The 21,811-nt window shown below is 68.3% G+C and carries 19 protein-coding genes and 1 tRNA gene; 7 read left to right on the forward strand and 13 right to left on the reverse strand.

The annotated features are described in order from the left end of the window. Window positions 1-137 precede the first annotated feature (137 nt). The 3 genes from ACWEVN_RS02060 to ACWEVN_RS02070 all read left to right on the forward strand — a co-directional run bounded on the left by ACWEVN_RS02060 (window position 138) and on the right by ACWEVN_RS02070 (window position 4,117). Window positions 138-2,351, forward strand: coding sequence for a (Fe-S)-binding protein (locus tag ACWEVN_RS02060; protein ID WP_449685315.1), 2,214 nt, complete (start codon window positions 138-140; stop codon window positions 2,349-2,351). Between the two features lie 387 nt (window positions 2,352-2,738). Continuing rightward, window positions 2,739-3,098 carry a DUF742 domain-containing protein gene (locus ACWEVN_RS02065; RefSeq protein WP_449685314.1) on the forward strand — a complete coding sequence of 120 codons (360 nt, stop codon included), beginning with the start codon at window positions 2,739-2,741 and terminating at the stop codon, window positions 3,096-3,098. Window positions 3,099-3,115: 17 nt separating this feature from the next. Further along, window positions 3,116-4,117, forward strand: a complete 1,002-nt coding sequence (locus ACWEVN_RS02070) for a cation diffusion facilitator family transporter (protein WP_449685313.1) — start codon at window positions 3,116-3,118, stop codon at window positions 4,115-4,117. Window positions 4,118-4,124: 7 nt separating this feature from the next. Here the strand turns inward: ACWEVN_RS02070 and ACWEVN_RS02075 are convergent, their stop codons facing one another. The 3 genes from ACWEVN_RS02075 to ACWEVN_RS02085 all read right to left on the reverse strand — a co-directional run bounded on the left by ACWEVN_RS02075 (window position 4,125) and on the right by ACWEVN_RS02085 (window position 9,930). After that, window positions 4,125-4,826, reverse strand: coding sequence for a CAP domain-containing protein (locus ACWEVN_RS02075; protein ID WP_452049889.1), 702 nt, complete (start codon window positions 4,824-4,826; stop codon window positions 4,125-4,127). Between the two features lie 145 nt (window positions 4,827-4,971). After that, entirely contained in the window at window positions 4,972-9,372 is a 4,401-nt protein-coding gene (locus ACWEVN_RS02080) for a DUF7507 domain-containing protein (protein WP_452049890.1), read from the reverse strand. 75 nt (window positions 9,373-9,447) lie between these two features. Next, window positions 9,448-9,930, reverse strand: a complete 483-nt coding sequence (locus tag ACWEVN_RS02085) for a MarR family transcriptional regulator (RefSeq protein ID WP_452049891.1) — start codon at window positions 9,928-9,930, stop codon at window positions 9,448-9,450. Between the two features lie 73 nt (window positions 9,931-10,003). Here ACWEVN_RS02085 and ACWEVN_RS02090 point away from each other — a divergent pair, with 73 nt between their 5' ends. Further along, the gene (locus ACWEVN_RS02090; RefSeq protein WP_452049892.1) at window positions 10,004-11,197 is read left to right on the forward strand and encodes an FAD-dependent oxidoreductase; all 1,194 of its coding nucleotides are present in this window, start codon (window positions 10,004-10,006) and stop codon (window positions 11,195-11,197) included. Here the strand turns inward: ACWEVN_RS02090 and dcd are convergent. Together dcd and ACWEVN_RS02100 are read right to left on the reverse strand one after the other, a co-directional pair. Continuing rightward, window positions 11,194-11,775, reverse strand: a complete 582-nt coding sequence (gene dcd, locus ACWEVN_RS02095; protein WP_003058109.1) for a dCTP deaminase — start codon at window positions 11,773-11,775, stop codon at window positions 11,194-11,196. The genes ACWEVN_RS02090 and dcd overlap by 4 nt on opposite strands. A 22-nt stretch (window positions 11,776-11,797) precedes the next feature. Then, entirely contained in the window at window positions 11,798-12,991 is a 1,194-nt protein-coding gene (locus ACWEVN_RS02100) for an oxygenase MpaB family protein (RefSeq protein WP_452049893.1), read from the reverse strand. A gap of 110 nt (window positions 12,992-13,101) precedes the next feature. On the opposite strand from ACWEVN_RS02100, the gene ACWEVN_RS02105 reads away from it, so the two are divergent. Further along, window positions 13,102-13,172 (forward strand) — tRNA-Gly (locus ACWEVN_RS02105). A 94-nt stretch (window positions 13,173-13,266) separates the two neighbouring features. Here the strand turns inward: ACWEVN_RS02105 and ACWEVN_RS02110 are convergent. The 8 genes from ACWEVN_RS02110 to ACWEVN_RS02145 form a co-directional block, all read right to left on the reverse strand. Further along, window positions 13,267-14,292 (reverse strand): tyrosine-type recombinase/integrase, encoded by a 1,026-nt coding sequence (locus ACWEVN_RS02110; RefSeq protein WP_452049894.1) that lies wholly within the window; start codon window positions 14,290-14,292, stop codon window positions 13,267-13,269. A gap of 154 nt (window positions 14,293-14,446) precedes the next feature. After that, the gene (locus ACWEVN_RS02115; protein ID WP_452049895.1) at window positions 14,447-14,665 is read right to left on the reverse strand and encodes a helix-turn-helix domain-containing protein; all 219 of its coding nucleotides are present in this window, start codon (window positions 14,663-14,665) and stop codon (window positions 14,447-14,449) included. A 19-nt stretch (window positions 14,666-14,684) separates the two neighbouring features. After that, the gene (locus ACWEVN_RS02120) at window positions 14,685-16,313 is read right to left on the reverse strand and encodes a replication initiator (protein WP_452049896.1); all 1,629 of its coding nucleotides are present in this window, start codon (window positions 16,311-16,313) and stop codon (window positions 14,685-14,687) included. Further along, a complete protein-coding gene (locus ACWEVN_RS02125; RefSeq protein WP_452049897.1) occupies window positions 16,313-16,702 on the reverse strand; it encodes a hypothetical protein in 390 nt (129 codons plus the stop codon). Before ACWEVN_RS02125 ends, ACWEVN_RS02120 begins: the two co-directional genes overlap by 1 nt. Further along, entirely contained in the window at window positions 16,699-18,258 is a 1,560-nt protein-coding gene (locus ACWEVN_RS02130; protein WP_452049898.1) for an FtsK/SpoIIIE domain-containing protein, read from the reverse strand. Before ACWEVN_RS02130 ends, ACWEVN_RS02125 begins: the two co-directional genes overlap by 4 nt. Window positions 18,259-18,593: 335 nt before the next feature. Continuing rightward, window positions 18,594-18,842, reverse strand: coding sequence for an AMED_5909 family protein (locus ACWEVN_RS02135; RefSeq protein WP_452049947.1), 249 nt, complete (start codon window positions 18,840-18,842; stop codon window positions 18,594-18,596). Next, window positions 18,826-19,104 carry a hypothetical protein gene (locus ACWEVN_RS02140; protein ID WP_452049899.1) on the reverse strand — a complete coding sequence of 93 codons (279 nt, stop codon included), beginning with the start codon at window positions 19,102-19,104 and terminating at the stop codon, window positions 18,826-18,828. Before ACWEVN_RS02140 ends, ACWEVN_RS02135 begins: the two co-directional genes overlap by 17 nt. Window positions 19,105-19,616: 512 nt before the next feature. Further along, window positions 19,617-20,090: a hypothetical protein gene (locus tag ACWEVN_RS02145; protein WP_452049900.1), complete on the reverse strand. Its 474-nt coding sequence runs from the start codon at window positions 20,088-20,090 to the stop codon at window positions 19,617-19,619. A 190-nt stretch (window positions 20,091-20,280) separates the two neighbouring features. Between ACWEVN_RS02145 and ACWEVN_RS02150 the strand changes: the two genes are divergently transcribed. Continuing rightward, window positions 20,281-21,123: a GntR family transcriptional regulator gene (locus tag ACWEVN_RS02150; RefSeq protein ID WP_452049901.1), complete on the forward strand. Its 843-nt coding sequence runs from the start codon at window positions 20,281-20,283 to the stop codon at window positions 21,121-21,123. After that, window positions 21,120-21,791, forward strand: a complete 672-nt coding sequence (locus ACWEVN_RS02155) for an HAD family hydrolase (RefSeq protein ID WP_452049902.1) — start codon at window positions 21,120-21,122, stop codon at window positions 21,789-21,791. The genes ACWEVN_RS02150 and ACWEVN_RS02155 overlap by 4 nt, the downstream gene beginning before the upstream one ends. Window positions 21,792-21,811: the final 20 nt, after the last annotated feature.

Genomic DNA, 21,811 nt, shown 5'->3' on the forward strand with positions numbered 1-21,811 from the left:
GAACGATCGTCCCAAAACAAAGAGCGACGTACACCACATCGGTGGGACTTAGGGCGCCTCAACGGGTTACTCATCAGTAAGGACGGTTAGTCTCCCGGCACCACCACAGTTTTTCCCGGACGAAAGGCACCCGAACGATGGGCGCTCTGCAACTGACGCTCGGCGGGATCTCCGTCGTGCTCGGCCTCGTCGCCTGGGGCATGTTCGCCGCGACCATCGCCCGTTTCGTACGGGTGATCCGCCTCGGCCAGCCCGACTCGACGCGCAACGGGCCGTTCATGCCGCGCATGAAGACGCTGATCAAGGAGTTCGCCGCGCACACGCGGATGAACCGCAAGCGCAGCGTCGGCCCCGCCCACTGGCTGGTGATGTGGGGCTTCCTGCTCGGCTCGCTCGCCCTGTTCGAGGCCTACGGCGAGGTCTTCGTCCCGACCTGGGGCTGGCCGGTCCTCGACGACTTCCCGCCGTTCCAGCTGCTCATGGAGCTGCTCGGGCTCGGCACGATCGTCGGCATCCTGGTGCTGATGGCGATCCGCCAGCGCAACCACCCGCGCCGCGCCGACCGCCAGAGCCGCTTCGCCGGCTCCAACTTCAAGTGGGCGTACTTCATCGAGGCCGTCGTCCTGATCGAGGGCATCGGCATCATCGGCGTCCGCGCCGCGAAGTCCGCGCTGAACACGCACGAAGGGCCGCTGTGGGCGTCCTTCGTCTCCAACCCGATCGGCCAGCTGCTGCCGGCCAGCCCGAACCTGGTCACGATCTTCGCGTTCGTCAAACTGATGAGCGCCACGGTCTGGCTGATCGTCGTCGCGCGCACGATGACCATGGGGATCGCCTGGCACCGCTTCAGCGCGTTCTTCAACATCTACTTCAAGCGCGAGGCCGACGGCGGTGTCGCCCTCGGCGCGCTCAAGCCGATGATGAGCGGCGGCAAGGTCCTCGACCTCGAGGAAGCCGACCCCGACGAGGACACCTTCGGCGTCGGCAAGATCGAGGACTTCAGCTGGAAGGGCTGGCTGGACTTCTCGACGTGCACCGAGTGCGGCCGCTGCCAGGAGCAGTGCCCCGCGTGGAACACCGGCAAGCCGCTGTCGCCGAAGCTGGTCATCACGCAGCTGCGTGACCACGCCTACGCGAAGGCGCCGTACCTGCTGGCCGGCGGCAAGCGGGACATGGCGGGCGACGAGGTCGGCCTGTCCGGGGACAACATGTACGCGGGGATCGACGTCCTCGCGATCGCGGAGTCGCAGAAGGCGCTGATCGGCGACGACGGCGGCGTCATCGACCCCGACGTCCTGTGGTCCTGCACCAGCTGCGGCGCCTGCGTCGAGCAGTGCCCGGTCGACATCGAGCACGTCGACCACATCGTCGACATGCGCCGCTACCAGGTGATGATCGAGTCGGCGTTCCCCAGCGAGCTGAACGGCATGTTCAAGAACCTGGAGAACAAGGGCAACCCGTGGGGCCAGAACGCCAAGGACCGGCTGGCCTGGACCGAGGACCTCGACTTCGAGGTCCCGGTGTTCGACGGCGACCTCGGTGACGCCGAGTACCTGTTCTGGGTCGGCTGCGCCGGCGCGTTCGAGGACCGCGCGAAGAAGACGACGCGGGCGGTCGCGGAGCTGCTGCACATGGCGGGCGTCAAGTACACGGTGCTCGGCTCGGAGGAGTCCTGCACCGGTGACCCGGCCCGCCGCGCCGGCAACGAGTTCCTGTTCCAGATGCTGGCCCAGCAGAACGTCGAGGTGCTGAACTCGGTGTTCGAGGGCCGCGAGCGCAAGGCCCGCAAGGTCGTCGTGACCTGCGCGCACTGCTTCAACACGCTCGCCAACGAGTACCCGGAGCTGGGCGGCCAGTTCGACGTCGTGCACCACACGCAGCTGCTGAACCGCCTGGTCCGCGAGAAGCAGCTGGTGCCGGTGGCGCCGGTCGCCGAGGACGTCACCTACCACGACCCGTGCTACCTCGGCCGCCACAACAAGGTGTACGAGGCCCCGCGCGAGCTGGTCGGCGCGACCGGTGCGCAGCTGCGCGAGATGCCGCGGCACGGCGACAAGTCGATGTGCTGCGGCGCCGGCGGCGCGCGGATGTGGATGGAAGAGAAGATCGGCAAGCGGATCAACGTCGAGCGCGTCGACGAGGCGCTCGGCACCGCGCCGTCGAAGATCGCCACCGGCTGCCCGTTCTGCAAGGTGATGCTGAACGACGGTCTGACCGCGAGGCAGAGCGACGGCACGGCGAGCGAGAAGGTCGAGATCGTCGACGTCGCGCAGATGCTGCTGGAGTCCGTCAAGCGCAAGCCGGAACCGAAGCCGATCGCGCTCGGAGCGCCGTCACTCGCGGAGGAGTGACACATTTCCCGAGAACGCACGGCCCCGGTCAGCACGTCTGACCGGGGCCGTTTTCGTGATCGGAAAGATTGGTGTTCTGGTAGCCATTCCGCTACCCGTTGTCACAAGTTTGTCCTGTCCTTCAGGCCCACTAGCTGGGATTTCGTCGCGGTAATCGTTTTCTTGAAAAATGTTCATGATAATCACCGCAATGGCCCATCGAGTTAAGGAGAAACCACGGCCTGAACCCTGGACAAGCGGCGTATCCTGGCCTTTCCTCGCCGCCGCCGTTGCCAGCGAGGGCACCATTGACGATCACGGAATCAGGGGGCGGCACGGATGGCCCAGGACCGGCGGACCACGACGACCGGCCGACACGCACTCCACCCCCCACCCGCCGAGCGGCCCGTGGCGGACTACGTCCCCATCCAGCGCACCCTCGTGCGGCCGTACGTCCTCACGCGCGGCCGGACGCAGTCGCGGCGGCACCTCGCGATCGAAGCGATGGTCTCGACGCGCGCCGGGGCGCACTGGGACGGCGCCCGGCTGACCGGGGAGTTCCGCTCGGTGCACTCGCTGTGCCTGCACCCGCGTTCGGTCGCCGAGGTCGCGGCCACGCTGAGCGTGCCCCTCGGCGTCGTGCGCGTCCTGCTGGACGACATGGCCGAGCAGGGCCTGGTCACCATCCACGACAGCCGGACCGGCGCCGACGGCCGGCCCGCGATGGCGCTCATGGAACGCGTTCTGAACGGCCTGCAGCGCCTCTGAGCACTACGCTCACCAGAGTGAGCGAGGAACCCGGGAACTCCGGCGGCGAAAGCACCCTGACCGTCCTGCTCGCCGGCGGGGTGAACCTGGCGATCGCCATCATGAAGCTGATCGCGGGCATCATCACCGGCTCGGGCGCGATGCTGTCCGAAGCGGCGCACTCGGTGGCCGACACGATCACCGAAGTCCTGCTGCTGACGGCGCTGAAGCGCTCGGAGCGACCGGCCGACCGCGTGCACCCCTTCGGCTACGGCAAGGAGCGGTACTTCTGGTCCCTGCTCGCGGCCGTCTCGATCTTCGCTTCGGGCGCGATGTTCGCGCTCTACGAGGGCGTCTCGACGCTGCTCGGGCACGGTGAAGCGCAGAGTACGTCGCTGCTCAGCTACATCGTCCTGGCCGTGGCGTTCCTGCTCGAGGGCACCTCGTGGTTGCAGGCGGTGCGCCAGGTCGTCCGGGAGTCGCGGGCGGAGAACCGCTCGCTGTGGACGTACCTGCGGCTCATCGACGACCCGACGCCGAAGACCGTGCTGTTCGAGGACTCGGCGGCGCTGGTCGGCCTGCTGCTCGCGTTCGGCGGCATCGGGCTGCACCAGCTCACCGGCTCCGAGGTCTGGGACGGCATCGCGTCGATCGCCATCGGCCTGCTGCTCGCCTGCGTCGCCTACCTGCTCGGCCGCACCAACCGCGGTCTGCTGGTCGGGCGCCAGGCCGATCCGAACATCGTCCGCGGCGTCCGCGACCACCTGACCGACGCGCCGGAGATCGAGGCCGTCGTCGACCTGCAGACCATGCTGATGGGGACCGACCAGGTGCTGGTCTGCACGCGCGTGGACTTCGACGACTCGCTCGGCGCCGCGGACCTCGAACGCGCGTGCGTCCGGCTCGCCTCGGAGCTGACGGAGAGGTTCCACGACGTCACCGAGGTGTTCATCGAACCGGTGCCGCGGTCGGATCCGGAGCTGCGGGCGACGGTGCTGGCGCGCTACGGCGACATCGCCGAGCGGTGGAGCAAGCCGTGAGCGGCCGTCAGTAACCGAAGTCCTGGACCCAGTACCAGCCTTCGGTGGTGACGCCGACGCCGATCTTCTTGAGCGAGCAGTTCAGGATGTTGGCGCGGTGGCCTTCGGAGTTCATCCAGGAGTCCATGACCTGCGCCGCGGACGTCTGCCCGCGCGCGATGTTCTCCGCGCCCGGCTTCGAGTAACCGGCCTGCTTGATGCGCTGGTCGAACGTCGTGCCGTCCGGGCTGGTGTGCGAGAAGAAGTTCTCGGCCGACATCTTGTCGCTGAAGTCCTGCGCGGCCTTCGTGACGTGCGATTCCTCGGTCAGCGCGGCGCAGCCGGCCTTGGCGCGCTCGTCGTTGACCAGCGTGACGACCTGGGCGGCCACCGAAGGCGCGACCCGGGCCGCGGGCTTGGTGGTCGGCGGCGGGGCTTCGGACGTCGAAGGCTGCGGGGCCGCGGACGACTCGGTCGGCGTGGGTGCCGCACTGGACGTCGTCGGGGCGGGGGCCGAGGTGGTGGGGACGGCGGGCTGACCGGGGTTGGTGGTCTGGACCTGGCCGCCGGCGAGGTCGGTTCCGCTGCCACTGCCGGCGCCGGCGGGCGCGTTGGGCAGGACGAGCGCCGCGGCGCCGAGCTCGGCGGTGTTTCCTTCGGCGGTGGCCATCCAGGTGCCTGCGGCGGCGGAAAATACGCCGAGCAGCACACTGAGTGACACCATCACCACGTGAGCACGTTCACCAATGGGGGACACGGCGCAGGAACGTATCACGGAACAATTAAGGCGAGAACCCTACGAACGCACTGGTCACATTTCCCGTCGGCGACAGGCACGGTTTCCGGGGCAATCGGCCGCTTGCGCGTTACTCCGTTCAGCTCATCCGGACGACGAACGTCGCTTCACCGGAACCTGTCACCGGACGACGGGTCGGGTCTTGACCGGTGGCGGTTGCTTTGCCCGTGAAGCCAACTTTGCCCGCCGTCGTTGTGCAGGAGTACGAGATTTCGGCGTCGACGGCCAGTTCTCCTGCGGTATGCGCACAGGAGGGCGTGTGGTCGTCGACGACCGCCACGTCGGCGAGCGGGACGTCGCCGGTGTTCTTGACCAGGATCGAAAAGGTGACGGTGTCACCTGCGTGGACTTCGTAAGGTGCGGCGTCATTCATCACGGCGATCTCCGGGTGGACGACGTCGACTTTTGCGTCACCGGCTGATTGCACGGTGCGACCACTCGGGTCATTTCCGGTGATCTCGAGGGTTTGGCCGAAGTCGTCGGCGGGCGCTTTGCGGGTGCAGGTGTAGGTCTTCACCGCTCCCGCTTCTACGGTGCCCAGCTTGTTCGCACAGGTCGATTGCTTGCGTAGGTTGTCCACAATGGACACCGCGGCGAGCGGGACGTCTCCGGTGTTGCGCGCGGTGACGGTGAAGGTGACTTCGTCGCCCGCGCGGGCGATCTTCGGTGTCGCGTCGATGGTGAGCTGCACGGCCGGGTGGATGACGTCGATCTCGTCGGTGTCCGTCGCCGTGACCGGTGGACCGACCGGGGCGTCCGCCGTCGCCTTCGCGGCGCTGGCTGCGTCGTCGGCGGGCGCGGTCGTGGTGCAGTCGAACTTCTGCGTGGCGCCGGCTTCGAGCTGGTCGAAGGTCTTCGTGCAGGACTCGCTTCGGACGTTGACGGCGGTCAGCGGGACGTCACCGGTGTTGGTGACGGTGAGGGTGGCGGTCACGGTGTCGCCGGGGCGGAAGGGGCCGCCGTGGATGTCCTGGGTGAGCGCGAGGGCGGGGTGCAGGACGGTGTACGACGCATCGTCGGTGGCGTTGACTTGGCGTTTCACCGGATCGGTGGCACTTGCGGTGGCCGAGCTCACGAAATTGTCGGGGCCGGCGTTTACCGTGCAGGAGCGGCGCTGGCTGGCGCCGGGGAGGAGGGTGCCGATGGGTTGAGCGCACGCCGGAGTCCGGTTGTCCACAAGGGACACATCGGTCAGCGGGACGTCACCGGTGTTCGCGACGACGAGGGTGAACGTGACGGTGTCGCCTTGGCGGACGCGCGTGGGCGTGGCGTCGTTGGTGAGGCTGAGCGCGGGGTGGATGACGTCGACAGCGGCGCCGGCGGAGGCGCTCACCGGCCGATTCGTGGCATCGGTGCCGGTGACGTTCGCGACGGCGGTGAAGTCGGTGTCACCGGCGGCTTGGGTGCAGCTGTAGGTGTGCTTCGCCTGCGGTTCGAGCCGGCCCAGGGACTTGGTGCAGTCCCGGGCCAGCGGATCGTCGACGGAGACGTCCTGGAGCGGGGTGTCACCGGTGTTGGTCACGGTGATGGTCGAGGTCACCGGGTCTTTGACGTGCACGACAGCGGCATCGACGGTCCTCGTGACGGCGATGGCGGGGTGGATGACGTCGAGGCCGGCACTGGCGCCGGCGGTGACGTCGGGTCCGACGGGCGGGGTGGCGACGACCCGGAGGGTCCGGGTGACGTCGTCGGCCGGAGCGGTCGTGGTGCAGGCGAACTCGCGGGTGGCGCCGGGGTCGAAGGTGCCATCGAGGGTTTGGGTGCAGCTGGTGGGCGCGGCTCGTGCGCCCGTGGCCTGTGTGTCCGTGACTCGGAGGCCGGCCAGCGGCACGTCGCCGGCGTTGCGGACGGTGATCCGGAACGGCACCTTGTCGCCTTCGCGGAACGGGCCGCCCGTCACCTCCGCGGCGATCGCGACCGCCGGGTGCTGGACCGCGAACGTGCCCTCGGCGGCGGCCGTCACCGAGCGGGCCGTGGGGTCGGTGCCGGTCAGCGTCGGCTTGTTCGCGAACCCGGCCGGGCCCGCGATCGTCGTGCACGTCGCCTCCTGCTGCACCTGCGGCTGGAGCGTGCCGAACCGCTTCGCGCACGAGGCGACCTCGGCGTCCGCGACCGTGACGTCCGCCAGCGGCACGTCGCCCGTGTTGGCTGCGGTGATAGTCCATGTCACTGTGTCGCCCTCGCGGACCGCCGGCGGCGTCGCGCGGACCGCCAGCCCGAGTGCCGGGTGGATCACGTCCACCGCCGCGTCGTCGGTGACCTTCACCGTGCGGCCGAGCTGGTCCTGGCCGGTGGCCGTGGCCGTGGTGGCCACGTCGTCCGGTGGGGCCGGTGCGGTGCACGTGTACGTGGTCGTCCCGCCCGGGGCCAGGGCACCGATCGCCTTGGCGCACGCCGGGACGTCGTGGGCCACCGCCACCTCGGTCAGCGGTGCGTCGCCGGCGTTGGCGATCGTCAGCGTGTAGGTGATCGGGTCGCCGGCGCGGGCGACACTCGGCGTGGCGGCCGCGGTGAGGGTCAGCGCCGGGGTGATCACCGTGACCGTCGCCGGCGCGGTGGCCGTCACGGGCCGGCCGGACAGGTCGGTGCCGGTCGCCGTCACCTGGGACGTCGTGGTGCGGGACGGATTCGCCGTGCACGTGTACGTCTGCGTCGCGCCCGCGGGCAGGCCGGCGAACGTGCGCGCGCACGCCGTCGTCGTGTCGTCGGTAACCTCGAGCGGGGCCAGCGGGCTGTCGCCGGTGTTGCGGACGGCGACCGTCCAGGTGACGGCGTCCCCGGCGTGGATCACCGGCCGGTCCGCGGTCTTGGTGACCTCGACGGCGGGTGCGATCGTCGGCGCGGGTGCGTCGGCCGTCGCCGTGACCTGCTTGCCGAGCTCGTCGGCGGCCAGCGCGCTCGCCGTGTTGACGCCGTCGGGGATCGGGGCCTTCGCGGTGCACGTCGTCGTGCGGGATTCGCCCGGCGCGAGCGCTCCGGTGAGCGCGCACGCCGGCGTCTTCGGGTCGGTGACCTGGAGGCCGGAGAGTCCCGTGTCGCCGGTGTTCGTGACCTTGATCGTGAAGGTCGCGAGGTCGCCGGCGCGGTACGCGGGCCGGTCGGCCGACTTCGTCATGCCCAGCGCCGGGTGCAGGACGTCGATGGGTGCGCTCGCGATGCCGTCGAGGGCGTCGCCGAGCGCGCTCGTGCCGGTGACCTTCGCGGTGTTCGTGAAGTCGTCGGGCGGTGCGGTACCGGTGCACGAGTAGGTCACCGTCTGGCCGGGGGCGAGGGTGCCGAGCGGTTTCGCGCACTCCGGGACGGCCGGGTCGGCGACCTCGACGCCGGACGCCGGGACGTCGCCCGGGTTGGTCACGACGACGGCGAACGTCACCGGCTCGCCGGCGTGCGTCTTCGGCTGGGTCGCGCGCACGGCGATCTGGAGGTCGGGCACCGGCACCGAAAACGCCAGGTTCTGCGCCAGGACGTCGTCGCCGCTGGTGACGACGCCGAGCTTCGCGCTCGTTGCGCCGGCATGGACGTTGTCGACGTTGAACGCCTTCGCGTCGACGCTGAAGTTGTTCGGCAGCGCGGCGTTGTCGGCGTTGGAGATGAAGAAGTTCGACGTGCCGCCGGTTGCGGGCTCAGCGGCCGGGGTGCCGTCGACCAGGAACTGGTCGCCGGATCTGCCCCAGTCACCGTCGTACGCCGTGACGCCGAGGTGCGCGTCGGCGGCCGCCGCGCGGAAGCCGGTGATCGTCGTTTCGGCCGGCGGGGTGCCGGGGGTCTGCCGGGCGTGGCCGTCGTAGATGACCACCTTGCGCTTGTGCGGCGCGTAGTCCGCGTTGCGTTCCGGGTAGGCGTAGACGAGCGCGACCGACCAGCCGCCGACGCAGTCGAAGCCCTTCAACGCCCACACATTGCCGACCGTCACGTCGAAAGCCGAAGGGACACCGGCGAAGCGGCTGGTCACGTCGGCGTGCGCCGAGTAGTAACCGCCGTCTTCGGCGTACCCCGACGGCGGGATGTCCACGGATTCCGCGCTGCCGACGGAAAGCCGGACGTTCTGCTTCGCGGGCGTCCCGGGTGGTGCGACAGCCGAGGGGCCGCAATTCACACTGCCGGCCCAGTTCAGCCGGGCGAAGACGACGTGAGCCCCCGGCGGGATGCCCACCGACGCTCTTGCCGAATCGAACGTCGCCGGGTCGGTGTCGACGTCGGCCCACTGCATGAAGAAGTCGTCGTTGGCCAGGGTGTCCTTGCGGTCGGCGGTGTTCGCGCACGCTGCCGGTGTTGCGACCGTCCCGCCGGCCGGGGCGCCGTCGGCGGCGACCGGGCAACGCAGGACGCCGTTGCCCGCGTAGACGAAGTCGCCGTAAACCACGTCGTCGTAGCCGACGGCGAACGTACCGGCGGCGGCCGCGCCCGCCGCCGGTACGACGGCCGAGGCCAGGAAGACCAGTGCCAGCACGAGAATCGGGCGAAGCGGTCTTTCGGGCAACGGCACTCCTCGCCACCTCCGGGGCCGAGACGACCTTGGGAGCGTGGCACGAGACCCGGTTTTACGCCTTCAAACTCACTCGTTCGTGGGGTCGGAATCGGAGCCGGTCAGCTTCGCCGTCGACTCGTGGGTCAGGACGGTGGCGGCCCGGACGAACCCGATGATCGTCCGGAGCTGGTCGTCGGTGTAGCGGTCGCAGAGGTCGTACATGCCCTTCACGAGGTGGTCCCACAGGTGCAGGCCGCTCACGATGGACCGCAGGTCCAGGACGATGAGGATCTTGCGCCGGTCGTCCGGGTGCGGCTCGCGGTTGACGATGCCCTTGTGCGCCAGCCGGTCGATCATCGCCGTCACCGACGCCGGCGCGAGTCCCGACAGCCGCGCGAGGTCCTTCGGCGTCTGCGGGCCGAAGCGCGCGAGGTAGTCGAGAACCTTGCTCTCCACCGCCGACAGCCCCCGGGTCTCGGAGATCGCGGTGTGGAACATGACCGTCTCCGTCGACAGCTCCCGCGACCTGAGCAGGACATCTTCGACGAGTTCCGTTCGCTCGCTTGACACGGCGACCAGCCTAGCCCACTCTTTAGTTCGACAGAACGAATTAGTTTCTAAGACATTCGAGGGGTCGAACGATATGACAAGGGCATTGATCATCGGGGGCGGCGTGGCGGGCACGATCACGGCCATCGCCCTGCACGAAGCGGGGCACGAGCCGCTGCTGTTCGAGGCGTACGACCGCGGCGCCGAGGGCGTCGGCGCGTTCCTGACGCTGGCCGTCAACGGTTTGGACGCGCTGCTCCCGCTGGGCCTCAAGGACGTCGTCCGCAGCGCGGGCTTCGACTCGCCGCGGATGTCGATCGGGCTCGGCAACGGCACGAAGCTCGCCGAATTCCCCCTGGGCGGCACCCTCCCGGACGGCACGGTGAGCCAGACCGTCCTGCGTTCCGACCTCTACGTCGCCCTGCGCGACGAGGCCGCGAGGCGCGGCATCCGCGTCGAGTACGGCAAGCGACTGATCGGCGCCAGCCAGACGGACACGCACGTCAGAGCGGATTTCGCCGACGGCTCGCACATCGAGGGCGACCTCCTGATCGGCGCCGACGGTCTCCGCTCCCGGGTCCGCACGATCATCGACCCGGACGCGCCGTCACCGCGGTACGTGCCGCTGCTCAACACCGGCGGGTTCGCCGAAGGCCTCGACCTGCCCGACGAGCCGGGCGTGCTGAACATGGTGTTCGGCAAGCGCGTCTTCTTTTGCCACGTCGTCAGCACGGACGGCCGCGTCTGGTGGTTCGCGAACCCGGCCCGCAAGACCGAACCGACCGCGTCCGAGCTGGCCACGCTCGCCGGGGAGAAGCTGCGCGCCGAGCTCCTGCACCTGGTGGCCCGCGACCGGACCCCGGCGACCGAGATCATCCGCGCGACGCGAGAGCTCTACCCGGCCTGGCCGACGTATGACTTCCCGACGGTCCCGGTCTGGCACCGCGGCCGCATGGTGATCATCGGCGACGCGGCGCACGCGACGTCACCGGCGGCGGGCCAGGGCGCCTCGATGGCCATCGAAGACGCCGTCACGCTGGGCAAATGCCTCCGCGACGTGCCCGACGTCGAGCGCGCGCTGGCCACCTACGAGAGCTTGCGGCGCGGGCGCGTCGAAGCGGTGGTCGCGGCCGGGAAGCGCAACGGCGACCAGAAGGTGATCGGCCCGGTCGGGCGCGTGGTCCGCGACATCTTCATCAAGCGGGTGTTCTCGAAGCCGTTCGACGAGGACCCGAACGCCTTCATGTGGAACCACCACATCGACTGGGACGAGAAGGTCTCCGCCTAGCGCCAGGTGTCGACGCGGTGGAAGTTCTTGTACGCGCGGCTCGGGGTCGGGCCGCGCTGCCCCTGGTAGCGGGACCCGGCTTCGCTGGAGCCGTACGGGTGCTCGGCCGAGCTCGACAGCCGGAAGATGCACAGCTGGCCGATCTTCATGCCGGGCCAGAGCGTGATCGGCAGGTTGGCGACGTTCGACAGTTCCAGCGTGATGTGCCCGGAGAAACCGGGGTCGATGAACCCGGCGGTCGAGTGCGTGAGCAGCCCGAGGCGGCCGAGCGACGACTTGCCCTCGAGGCGGCCGGCCAGGTCGTCGGCCAGGGTGACGAGCTCGAACGTCGAGCCGAGGACGAACTCGCCGGGGTGCAGCACGAAGGGCTCGTCGCCCTCCTTCTCGACCAGCGAGGTCAGCTCGTCCTGCTGCAGCTGCGGGTCGATGTGGGTGTACTTGCTGTTGTCGAAGACGCGGAAGAACCGGTCGAGCCGGACGTCGATGCTGGACGGCTGGACCATGCCGGCATCGAAGGGGTCGATGCCGAGCCGGCCGGCGTCGAGCTCTTTGCGGAGGTCACGGTCACTGAGCAGCACGGCCGAAGCCTATCCGGTGGGTTCAGGCGGCCCGCATGTGCTGCGCGTACGTCGTGTCCGGCGCGAAGATCTTCTCGAGCCGCCTGACGTACCCGCGGCGGCCGGCCTGACCGATCCGCTCCTGCAGCGCGGTGGCCCCAGGGATGAACCGCCGCACGGTCTCGGCGGCGAAGTTGACCGACGCAACGGCGACGATCGCGGCCTGCGCGACCGGGTCGTTCGGCAGGCCGAGGAAGTCGGCGTTCGTCTTCCCGAGCACGAGCCGGCTGATCGACGAGTGCACGGCGACCGAGACGTGCGAAAGCACCTTCCCGACGGCGCCGCGCCCCTCGCCGACGGCGGCGTTGGCCTCGATCAGCGCCTTGGCGAGCCGCTTCGAGTCGTCGTCCGGGATGAACTCGGTGGCGGCGAGCAGCCAGAGCAGGCGCCAGGCGTCCTCTTCGGAGGTGGGCAGCAGCTCGTCGTCGACGCCCATGAGCCAGCCGATGTAGCGCCAGAGGTGCAGGATGTCGCCGCGCTCGCGGGCGGAGTAGCGGAGGCCGAGCAGCTGCGTGCCGAAGACGTAGACGAGTGAGAAGAGCAGCAGCGTCCCGGCGGTCTGCACCTGGTTGACGGGCCGATCCCAGGCCGCGTAGTCCCAGTCGTCCCGCCGGTTCATGGCGGCGCGCACGTGGGCGTGCACGAGCCGGATCCGCAACGCGGAGGCGTACCCCTTCTCACCGTGCTTGAGGGCGCCGGGCGTGGTGACGTCGATCCACCAGGCGGCGGTCTCGACGAGCCGCCGCGTGGCCTTGTATTCGATCTCCCCGGTCCCGACCAGCGATTTCGTGGCGCGCGAGGCGAGGTAGCCGCCCATCAGCGACATGTCCCCGAGCGGGAAGAGCCCCAGCAGCCCGGCCCGGGTGATGGCTTTCGCACCGCGCTCGAGCCGTTCGTCGTCGACCCAGTAGGGCTTGGCGTCGACCTGGTCGAAGAAGTCCTTGAGCGGCCCGGCCGCGGTGGCCCGGTCCACCAGGGCCTCTTCGAAGAGGGCGCGCCCCCGCCCCTTGGGCTGCTGCGCCATCCAGGCGACGACGTCGTCCGCGAGCCTGTCCTGCACCTGGGCGAACTCCCGCAGCCGCGCGACCTGCCGCTCGTCACCCCGGATGTCACCTTCGATGAACAGCCGCTGGGCCAGCCGGAACCCGCCTTGCCGGAACAGTTCGGGCTCGTCCATGACGCTCACCTCCACCAGTCGACAACAAGTGTTGTCACTTGACGCGCACGAGTCAAGGAGGAGGGCGCTGGACAAGGGGATCACGGTGCCGTGTATGCTGACGACGCACTGCGGATGTAGTTCAATGGTAGAACATCAGCTTCCCAAGCTGAATACGCGGGTTCGATTCCCGTCATCCGCTCTCATAGAGAAGCCCCAGGTCACACGGTGTCTACTGTGGAACTGGGGCTTTCTCTATCTCCGGTCTTCACTTCTCGCGTGCCATTAACGTGCCATTAGCCGACTGGCACCGGTTGGCCGTCCTGATCTTCGTCGTCGTCCGGGGTGGTGCCCTTGCGGTGCCGGTCGACGAGCTTGGACAGCCGGTCCGCGATCTGCTTGTCGGCGTCACTGGTCGCCCGCTGATAGATCAGCGCCGCCCGCATGTCGTCGTGCCCCATCCGCGCCATCAGGTCCTTGGTCGACGTGCCCGCCTTCGACGCCCAGATGTTCCCGGCATGCCGGAGGTCATGGAAGTGCAGGCCCTTGAGCCCCATCTTCTCCACGACCTCCGTCCACCTGGTCCGCTGGCTGAAGTTCGGCCGGCGGACCGCGTGCCCAGCTCGCTCACCCGTGAAGAGCAACGCGTCCTGCTGGGGCTTGACCCAGGTCTCCAGGTGCAGCAGCAGGTCACGGCGAACCGCCATCGGAATGATCAGAGTCCGGACACCAGCCCGCGACTTCGGCGGACCGACGACGAGCCCACGGCCGGGAACCTCGACCATCGCCCGCGACACCCGCACCCACGACGCGTCCTCAGCCACGTCACACCGACGCAGCGCCGTCACTTCACCCCACCGCAGCGACCCGAACGCGGCAAGCAGGACCAGCGCCCGGAACCGCTCCGGCATCCGACTGGCCAAGTCGAAGACCTGAGCCACGGTGATGACCGGCCGTTCGTCAGAGTTCTCCTTGTCGGCACCACGGACCCGGCAGGGGTTGCGCGGGAGGATCTTGTCCTCATCAACCGCCGTGTTCAGGATCGCCCGAAGCAGCCGATACGACTTGGCCGTCACCGACTCCGAGACGCCAGCCGTCAATCGGTCCGCCCGCCACTGGCGAATAACCGCCGTTGACAGCTTGCCCAGCTCGACCCCGCCGAGGTCCGGCGCAATGTGCTTACGCAGCAACCATTTGTACAGCTCGACCGTGCGCGGACGGAGTCCCGGACGCTGCACAATCCACTGGTCCGCGTAGTCGCCGAGCTTGCGCTTCGCACGTTCGGGGTCGGTCCACTCTCCTTGCGTGATCTGTGTTTCCACTGCCGATAGCCACCGTTCCGCCGTCCGCTTGGTGCTGAACGTGTTCGGCGCGTTCCGGATGAGCCCATCCGGACCGGGATAGCGAGCCTGCCAGCGCCCGGACGGAAGTTGCCGAACACTTCCGAACCCACGGTGACCTTGTTTGTTAGCCATGTCAGGCCGCCCTTCCCAGGTCCCGCCGGACCGACGCACGCGTAATCGGCTCGACCCGGCCGGCCTGCATGAAGCTCTCCAGGTCTTCCAACGCGAACCGGATGTGCACCCCGGCCTTGTGAAACGCGATCCGTCGTTCGGCGATCAGCCGACGCACGAACCGAACCCCCGTGTTCAGGTAGACGGCCGCCTCATCAACCGTCAGGTACTTCGTTTCCATGCGATCCCCTCCCCAGGGTCTAAGCAGCCTGCTGAGTTGCCGAAGTTTCTGGTTCACTCCCAGGTGGTCCAGCGGCGGCGAGTAGCGCCCGGTCGTACTCGGCCCTCCACGTGATCCGCTCCGCGATCGCACGCATGACCAGGTGCGGCCGGGGCGGCACCTGCGGGTCTCCCGGCTCGACCTTCCGCCACACCAACCGGGCCGGGTCCGGTTGCAGCTTCTCGATCCCGATCACCGCCAACGCCTGCTGAACAAACACCTTCCGGTCGGCCTTGTGGTCATCGAGCGTCTTCCCGGACCACTTCCGCGACACCAACACCCGACGGCCGGGCAGTCCGAGCGTGGTCCGGCGGTGAGCGCGTCCCTTGCAGTGCCCGGGGGTGGTCTTGCTGCCCGCACCCTTGGGCTGGACTCCGTAGAGCAGCCAGACCGCGCAGCGCGGCGAGCACGGCGTGACGGACAGTTCGGCGTGCAGCCGGTCGTGGTGATCCCGCAGCCGCGCCGTGTCCGCCTCCACGACCTCACCCGTCGACTTGGTGAGGTACTTCGTGAGATAGCCGATGTGGCGGCCGGCCTCTTCGGTCCCGCCGAGGATGCCCTTCGAATGCACCTGCTGCCCGAACACGACGACGTGCGCCGGGTCCTCCACCGCTTCCACGGCCTCATCCCAGGTAGTCAACGGTTCCCGGGTGTCCGGGTCCACGAACGTCCGGGTGTCCGGGTCCCAGACCGGCAGCCGATCCGTGTAGACGATCTGGTCGTGGTTGGGCCACCAGACCTGGTGGTAGGTGGCTTCGGTGACCTGGCGGATGACGTCGTGCGGGATGGCCCCGCGGATCGCGGCGTGCAGGTGCGGAGCCGTGCGCTTCTGCGGCTCGACCGTCGCGAAGTACTGCGCGTCCCAGCCGATGACCCGCCGGAGGTTCTGCCACCACCGGTCCACCAGCGCGGAGAAGTGCACCGCGTCCCGAGCGGCCCGCCGGTAGTCATACCGGGACGGGTCGACCGGGGCACCGTCGCGGACCGGGCCATAGGTGTCGCAGGTCAGCGTGACGAACATGGACGGCCGGAACTTTCCCGCGTACTCCCGGCCGACGGTGGTCTTGGCGACCTTCTGCCGGGGCAGGTTCGGAGCGTCCTGCCGACGTCGGGTCGACCGCTTCACCGCCCGTTTGGTCGGGACGTCGAGGGCGGGCAGACGGCCCCGCATCCCGAGTTGCCGAAGTTCCGCGTCAACCCCGGCGACCTCCTCCCGCAGCTCGTCGGCTTTGGCCTGGTCGTGCTCGACCACCTCCCGATACGCCGCTACCAGGTCGGCCCGGTAGGTCAACAGTTCCTTGTGATCCTCCGAAGGAGGCTCAGCGGTGAGGATGGGTTCTTCGGTCATGTGCCAGCCTTCGCGGCACTGGGCCTGCCGCAGGGCCTTCGCCTTCCGAGCGCACGGCAAGCACACCGACTCCACAGTGGACCCGCACGGCACCGGGACGTAGCGAAGCTCGCCGGTCTCCGTGTCGCCGACCTCCATCGTGAAGGGCCGGACGCAGACGCCGTGCTTCTCGGCCGTCGCCCGGATGACGTCGGCGGCCAAGGGCATCCGCATCCGTTCGGCCCGAGTCCCGGCTGGCTGGGTCTGTTCCTGCTCGGTCATCAGGCAGCCACCTCCCCGGGGCGGGTCCATTGCCGGAGTACGAACACGGGCATGTCCTGCCGGACCCCGGCGGGCAGGTCCGGGAACACGTCCTCGGAGAAGCCGACCGCGCCGTACACATGGACCGGGACCCCGCAGGGCATCCGCCCCATGACGATCAGATGCACCGACGTCCCGGCGGGCGTCCGCCAGATCTGCGCAGAGGCCTCATCCAACGTCCCGGCCCAGGTCACCAGCGCCGACGCGACCTCAGACAGGTCCCGACCGGCACCAAGCTGCACCCAGATCGGGTCAGGGCCGGACGTCACGCTCACCGACGCCACCGGCCCGAACGCGTGCAGGTCCAGGTGGTCACGGATCGCGTCGAGAAAGACCATGGTCGTGTTCACGCCGCCACCCCCTCGCCGCCCAGCACCGGACGGGCAACGCCGCCGTTGGTGACGTACTGCTCCAGCGCCTTGACCGTCTCGTCGGACACCCAGCCCGCGCGGATACGCAGCGGTTCGCGGATGCCCTCGCCCCACACGAACCCCACCCCGGCCTCCGAATCGCCGATCCGGTTGGCCCACGCGCCCCGTTCGTATGCGCCGTCGCCCAGCACCATGCCGACGTGCGTCTTCGACGTCACCCGCAGGCACACGCGGCGGGTGAACAGCTCCCGCACGGGGACGGTGTCCTTCGTCGGCTCCTGCACATAGCCGCGTACTGAGATGTTCAGGGCGCGGCCCTGGGTGTTGAGCAGTGCTACACGTTCGACGATCTGTTCGCGGGTCTTGCGGTCGGTGTACTTCGTGAGCGCGCCGATCTCGTCGAACTCCAGCAGCTCCAACGGGTAGTCGGTGGACAGGGTGATGGTGCGGACATGGCCGGCGAACTCTCGCTTCCGGGTTTCCATCTCCTCGACCAGGCCGTCGAGCACCTCGAGCGCGTCCTTTCCGGACACTGCGTACCGGGTGAAGATCCCGCGCCCGTAAGCAAGCTCCATGCCCTTGGGGTCGATCCCGGACATGCGCACCAGCCCGGACCGGATCGCCGGGGCCGCCGACACCAGCGGGCACCACATCACACTGTTCTTGCCCGCACCCGACGCACCGGCAGTCAGGCAGTGCGCACCCGAGCCGAGCAGCGGCACCCGCCAGTCGTGGCCGTACTCGGTGCGACCTGCCCAGACCTTGCGGAGATCCACCGCGGATTCCTGCACCGCGACGAGGTCGGGAACAGCCGGGGAATGCACGAGCGCTGCCAGCTGGTCACGACGCTGGAAGTCGACCGACACCACGTTCGGCTCCAGCTCCCGCACCTGACACCGCGCGACCTTCCGCGCCGACGCAAGCGCACGAGCGGCATCGTCGAAGTCCTCGGGCTTCTGGCCGGGCACGAGCTGCACCCGCACCTCATCCCACGACGGACCCGACCGGACGCCGAGAACCTTGGGGACCTGCACCACGGACTGCCGAGCCGTCGCACGAGACGCCTTCCGACGACCCACCAGGTTGACGGTGACCTCGACCGGCAGCGCGGCGTCCCGGACGCTGAGACCGCAGGCGTGCAGCCAGCCCGGGAGTTTGAGGTGGTAGACGGCCCACCGGAGCCACCACGAGCGCAACGGCCGGCCGCACCACTGGTCGAACGAGGTGACGTCGAGCACTCGCCACACGCCGAGGATGAGCGCCAGGCCGCCGAGGTTGACCACGAGCCAGACCCAGCCGACCCATACGCACCATAGGTAGACCGCGATCACGGTCAACGAGGTGCGCCAGTGGATGACGACCTGGGAGAACAGCCAGAACACGACCTTGCAGGCCCACCAGAGGCCGACGAACACGACCACCATGGCGGTCAGCAGCTCAGCCATCGACGCCAAGGCTCGCCCGATCTTGGCCAGCACCCATACGCCGAGGCCGAGGCCGGCCAGGGCGATCACGAGCATTCCGGGGGAGGTCATCGCCGACCACCGCCCAGCACCGCCGAGAGATCCAGCGGCAACGCACCCAGGCACGGGGCGCACTTGGTTTCACCGGGCAGCAGCCGAGCAAACCGCTTGCATTCCGAGCACCGCGAGCGGGTGACCCCCACTGGCGATGGTTGCTTGTCATCGTCTAGCGTCTGCATTGTTCACACCTCGCGGTTGTGGACAGCGCAGGAGCGGCATGGTTGGTAGCCGAGTTTCCGCTTCTGCGCCTTACGGTTCCGCGTCGCCGGAAGAGGACGCGTTTCATCGCCGCACGACATAGCGCGCTTTTCGTTGCAGTGTTTGACTTCTGGACTATCTACACGGGACTATTCGGGCTTGGTCTTCGCGCCCTGAATCTTCGCCGACACCTCCCCCGCTTGACGTCGTTCGTAGTCCGCCCAGTACAGGGATTCGTGGTGGTGACCCCGGTCGACGTCGGCAACAACCTCATACATCCGGGCATTCGCCTGCCGATAGGCCAGCCAGACCGACGGGTTCGCGTCCGGTGCGGGCCGCCGATCCATTGCGATCTCGTGCGCGTCCCGCAGGGTGCGCGGCTTATCCGGCGTCTTCATCACGCACCAACCGAGCCATCGCGCGGGCTTCGAGGAGCGCCGCCAGGTCCTCCGCGCCGTCGCGGAGCTGGCGAAGGAACCTCACGCACGCCGGCCACGTCGCCGGGTCGTCCGGCGGTCGGAGCGTCACCACGCACGGCGCCCCCGCGAGCACCAGCATCGGCGGGTGCGTCGGCTCCGAACCAGTCTCCTCGACTGTCAGTTCCGCTTGCGGGCCGACGACCCACGTCACGCCGAACCCGTCCCATCCGGTGGTCGACATGCTCTACCTCACCTCGAACGCTGTACTTGTCGGCCTGAATCTCGAACGCCTCAGCCGCGGAAATGACCGCCGCGTGCGCCCACCCGGGAAGCTCGAACTCGGCGGCGAGGTGACGCCAAGCAGCGGCGACCGCCCGCGACACCGACGGCAGCTCGGCTTCCGACGCAGCCGGGTACCGGGCGTAGGCCAGTTCCCAGGCCCGCACCAGCTCCCACCGGCTCATGTCAGCTCCCCTGGTCGACGACCCGAATCGGCGCGGCTGAACTCCACCTGCGAGCGCCGCATGAATTCCTCCGCCGCAACCGCCGACGCGTGACGCGCCCAAAGCGGCACAGCCAGATCGGCGGACAAGGCACGCCAGGCAACCGCCACAGCGTGGTAAGCGAGAGCAAGACGCCGCACTGCCGCCAGATCACCTGAAGTCGATCTCATTGCGGCGAACAGTGCGGCCGTCTGCTCCGCGTATGCCTCGTTCCACCGAGCGACCGCCTCACGCGACGGCCGCCCCGCCATCACGCGGCCTTCTGCTGACTGCCCGGGCCTTCACCGGCCGACGTCTTGGCGGCAGCCTGCTTCGAGCCAGCACTACGCCCCGGCTCGCGCATGCCGGTCGCCCGCAGCACCCAGCCCTGGTACTTGAACTTCTCGCCCATCACTCGGGCCTCGACCATCAGGCCCTCGAACACGACGGGCCGGAAGTCGAACCCCTGCATCGCCGCCGGAGGCGGGACGGGCTGGACCCGGTCGAGCAGGGTCACGGTGGCCGACTTGTCGCGGTCCTTCTCCGCCGACGGGTCGGTCACGGTGACCTTCCACTGCGGCAAGCCGGTCTGCTCGTCGATCTTCTGCTTGGGCTGCTTACCCCGGGCCTTGTCCTCGTTGGAGACGTACTCCATGTCCGGTGTGACCGGACCGACGATCGCGGCTCCGGCCGGGAACACGACGTCGTGCTCGATTTCGAAGCGTGTCCCGCGTGCTACTGCCATGTCGGTACCTCCTGGTCAGGCGCCTCACTCGGCGCTGCCTCAACTTGGCTGACTTGATCAGGTTAGCCAGGTTGCCTAGCCAAGTCAAGCAAGTCGAAATCGGCCTAGGCCGCTAGGTCGTCTAGACAGGCGTGGCTGCGATCGGCGAAACTTGATTCGTGCTAACGGCACGAGTCAAGGAAGGAACGTCATGGCACTCGATCCGGACGACCCACGACCGCCCTACGTGCAGGTGGCGAATGCACTGCGCGCCGCGATCCTGACCAGGAAGTTCACGCCCGGCGACAAGCTGCCATCGCGGAACGAGCTGGCGAAGACGTACAACGTCGCGCCAATGACCGTGCAGAACGCCATCCGAGAACTTCGCGACGAGGGCCTGATCGTGTCGCGCCAGGGCAGCGGCGTCTTCGTTCGAGAGCGCACCGAACGCCCTGTCGGACTCCGCCCGCACATCGAACGTGCCTTCGAGACCGAGGACGTCACGATTGATTTCGCCGGCTTCTCGGGCGAGACCCTGCACGGAGTCATCGCCGAACCGCTGGACAAGATCCGAATCGGCCGGCTACGTCCGGAGTCGATCACTGTCCGCTTGCTCGTGCCGGACCCGACGCAGCCATGGTCCCTCCCGGTCACGGTTGACGAGCACGCCGACAGCCCGCTCTTCCGCAAGCGTGCCGAAGAGATCATGCGGCGACACACCCTCGCCATCGTCGACTCGGTGACCGAGCTTGCCGAGATGGGCCTGGTCAACAACGCCACAGCGCAGGTTCGGGTGCATCCGTCACCGCCGATGTTCAAGCTCTACTTGATCAACAACGAAGAGACATTCTTCGGCTTCTACCCGGTCCGCGAGCACGTCATCAGCTACGGCGGCGAGACCCAGGCGATGTACGACCTTATGGGCAAGGACGCGATCCTCTTCCACCACTCGATCAACGACGACGACACATCAACCGGATCGCAGTACGTCGACCAGGCCAAGACGTGGTTCGACGGCTTGTGGAACAGTGTCGCGAAGGAGTACCAGCGATGAAAGCCGCAGACGTACTCGCCCATGCACGCGCCCTACTCCTCGACTTCGACGGCCCTGTTTGCTCCGTCTTTGCGGGCATCGAAGCATCCACGGTCGCTAGTCAGCTCCGTGACGTACTTGCCGATGGCGGGCATACGGACCTACCCGATGCAATCGCGACCAGCGCCGACCCGTTCGACGTGTTCCATTACGCCGCCACACTTGGCGAAGATGAAGCCCGTCTTGTCGAAGTCGCCTTCGCCGCCCACGAAGTCGAGGCGATCTCCAGCGCAACCCCCACAAGCGGCGCGCATGAACTCATCGAGTCGTGGCACCAATCTGACAGACCACTCGCCATCGTCAGCAACAACGGCACGTCGGCTGTTAACGCTTATCTAGACTTCTTCAATCTACACACGTCGATTAACTTCGTATCTGCGCGAACCAGCTCCAATGCTGCACTGCTCAAGCCGAGCCCTCACCTCTTGCACCAGGCCGTCACTGCGCTCGATGTCGTTCCTGGAGAAACAGTCCTCCTTGGTGACTCGACGACCGACATCGAAGCCGCCCATGCTGCGGGCGTCCTCTCGATCGGATACGCGAACAAGCCGGGCAAGAACTACAAGCTCGTCAAAGCCGGAGCCGACGCAATCATCGACACCATTACCGGTCTGGTAAACGTCGCATAAGACGTGTCCACCGAACTCGC

It is taken from the genome of Amycolatopsis sp. NPDC003861 (genome assembly GCF_053605405.1).

Coding starts and splice junctions, on each gene's coding strand:
- ACWEVN_RS02145 (WP_452049900.1), bottom strand. CDS start 20,090: ATGGCAGTAGCACGCGGGACACGCTTCGAAATCGAGCACGACGTCGTG.
- ACWEVN_RS02150 (WP_452049901.1), top strand. CDS start 20,281: ATGGCACTCGATCCGGACGACCCACGACCGCCCTACGTGCAGGTGGCG.
- ACWEVN_RS02130 (WP_452049898.1), bottom strand. CDS start 18,258: ATGACCTCCCCCGGAATGCTCGTGATCGCCCTGGCCGGCCTCGGCCTC.
- ACWEVN_RS02120 (WP_452049896.1), bottom strand. CDS start 16,313: ATGACCGAGCAGGAACAGACCCAGCCAGCCGGGACTCGGGCCGAACGG.
- ACWEVN_RS02100 (WP_452049893.1), bottom strand. CDS start 12,991: ATGGACGAGCCCGAACTGTTCCGGCAAGGCGGGTTCCGGCTGGCCCAG.
- ACWEVN_RS02060 (WP_449685315.1), top strand. CDS start 138: ATGGGCGCTCTGCAACTGACGCTCGGCGGGATCTCCGTCGTGCTCGGC.
- ACWEVN_RS02115 (WP_452049895.1), bottom strand. CDS start 14,665: ATGGAAACGAAGTACCTGACGGTTGATGAGGCGGCCGTCTACCTGAAC.
- ACWEVN_RS02135 (WP_452049947.1), bottom strand. CDS start 18,842: ATGAAGACGCCGGATAAGCCGCGCACCCTGCGGGACGCGCACGAGATC.
- ACWEVN_RS02140 (WP_452049899.1), bottom strand. CDS start 19,104: ATGTCGACCACCGGATGGGACGGGTTCGGCGTGACGTGGGTCGTCGGC.
- ACWEVN_RS02155 (WP_452049902.1), top strand. CDS start 21,120: ATGAAAGCCGCAGACGTACTCGCCCATGCACGCGCCCTACTCCTCGAC.
- ACWEVN_RS02090 (WP_452049892.1), top strand. CDS start 10,004: ATGACAAGGGCATTGATCATCGGGGGCGGCGTGGCGGGCACGATCACG.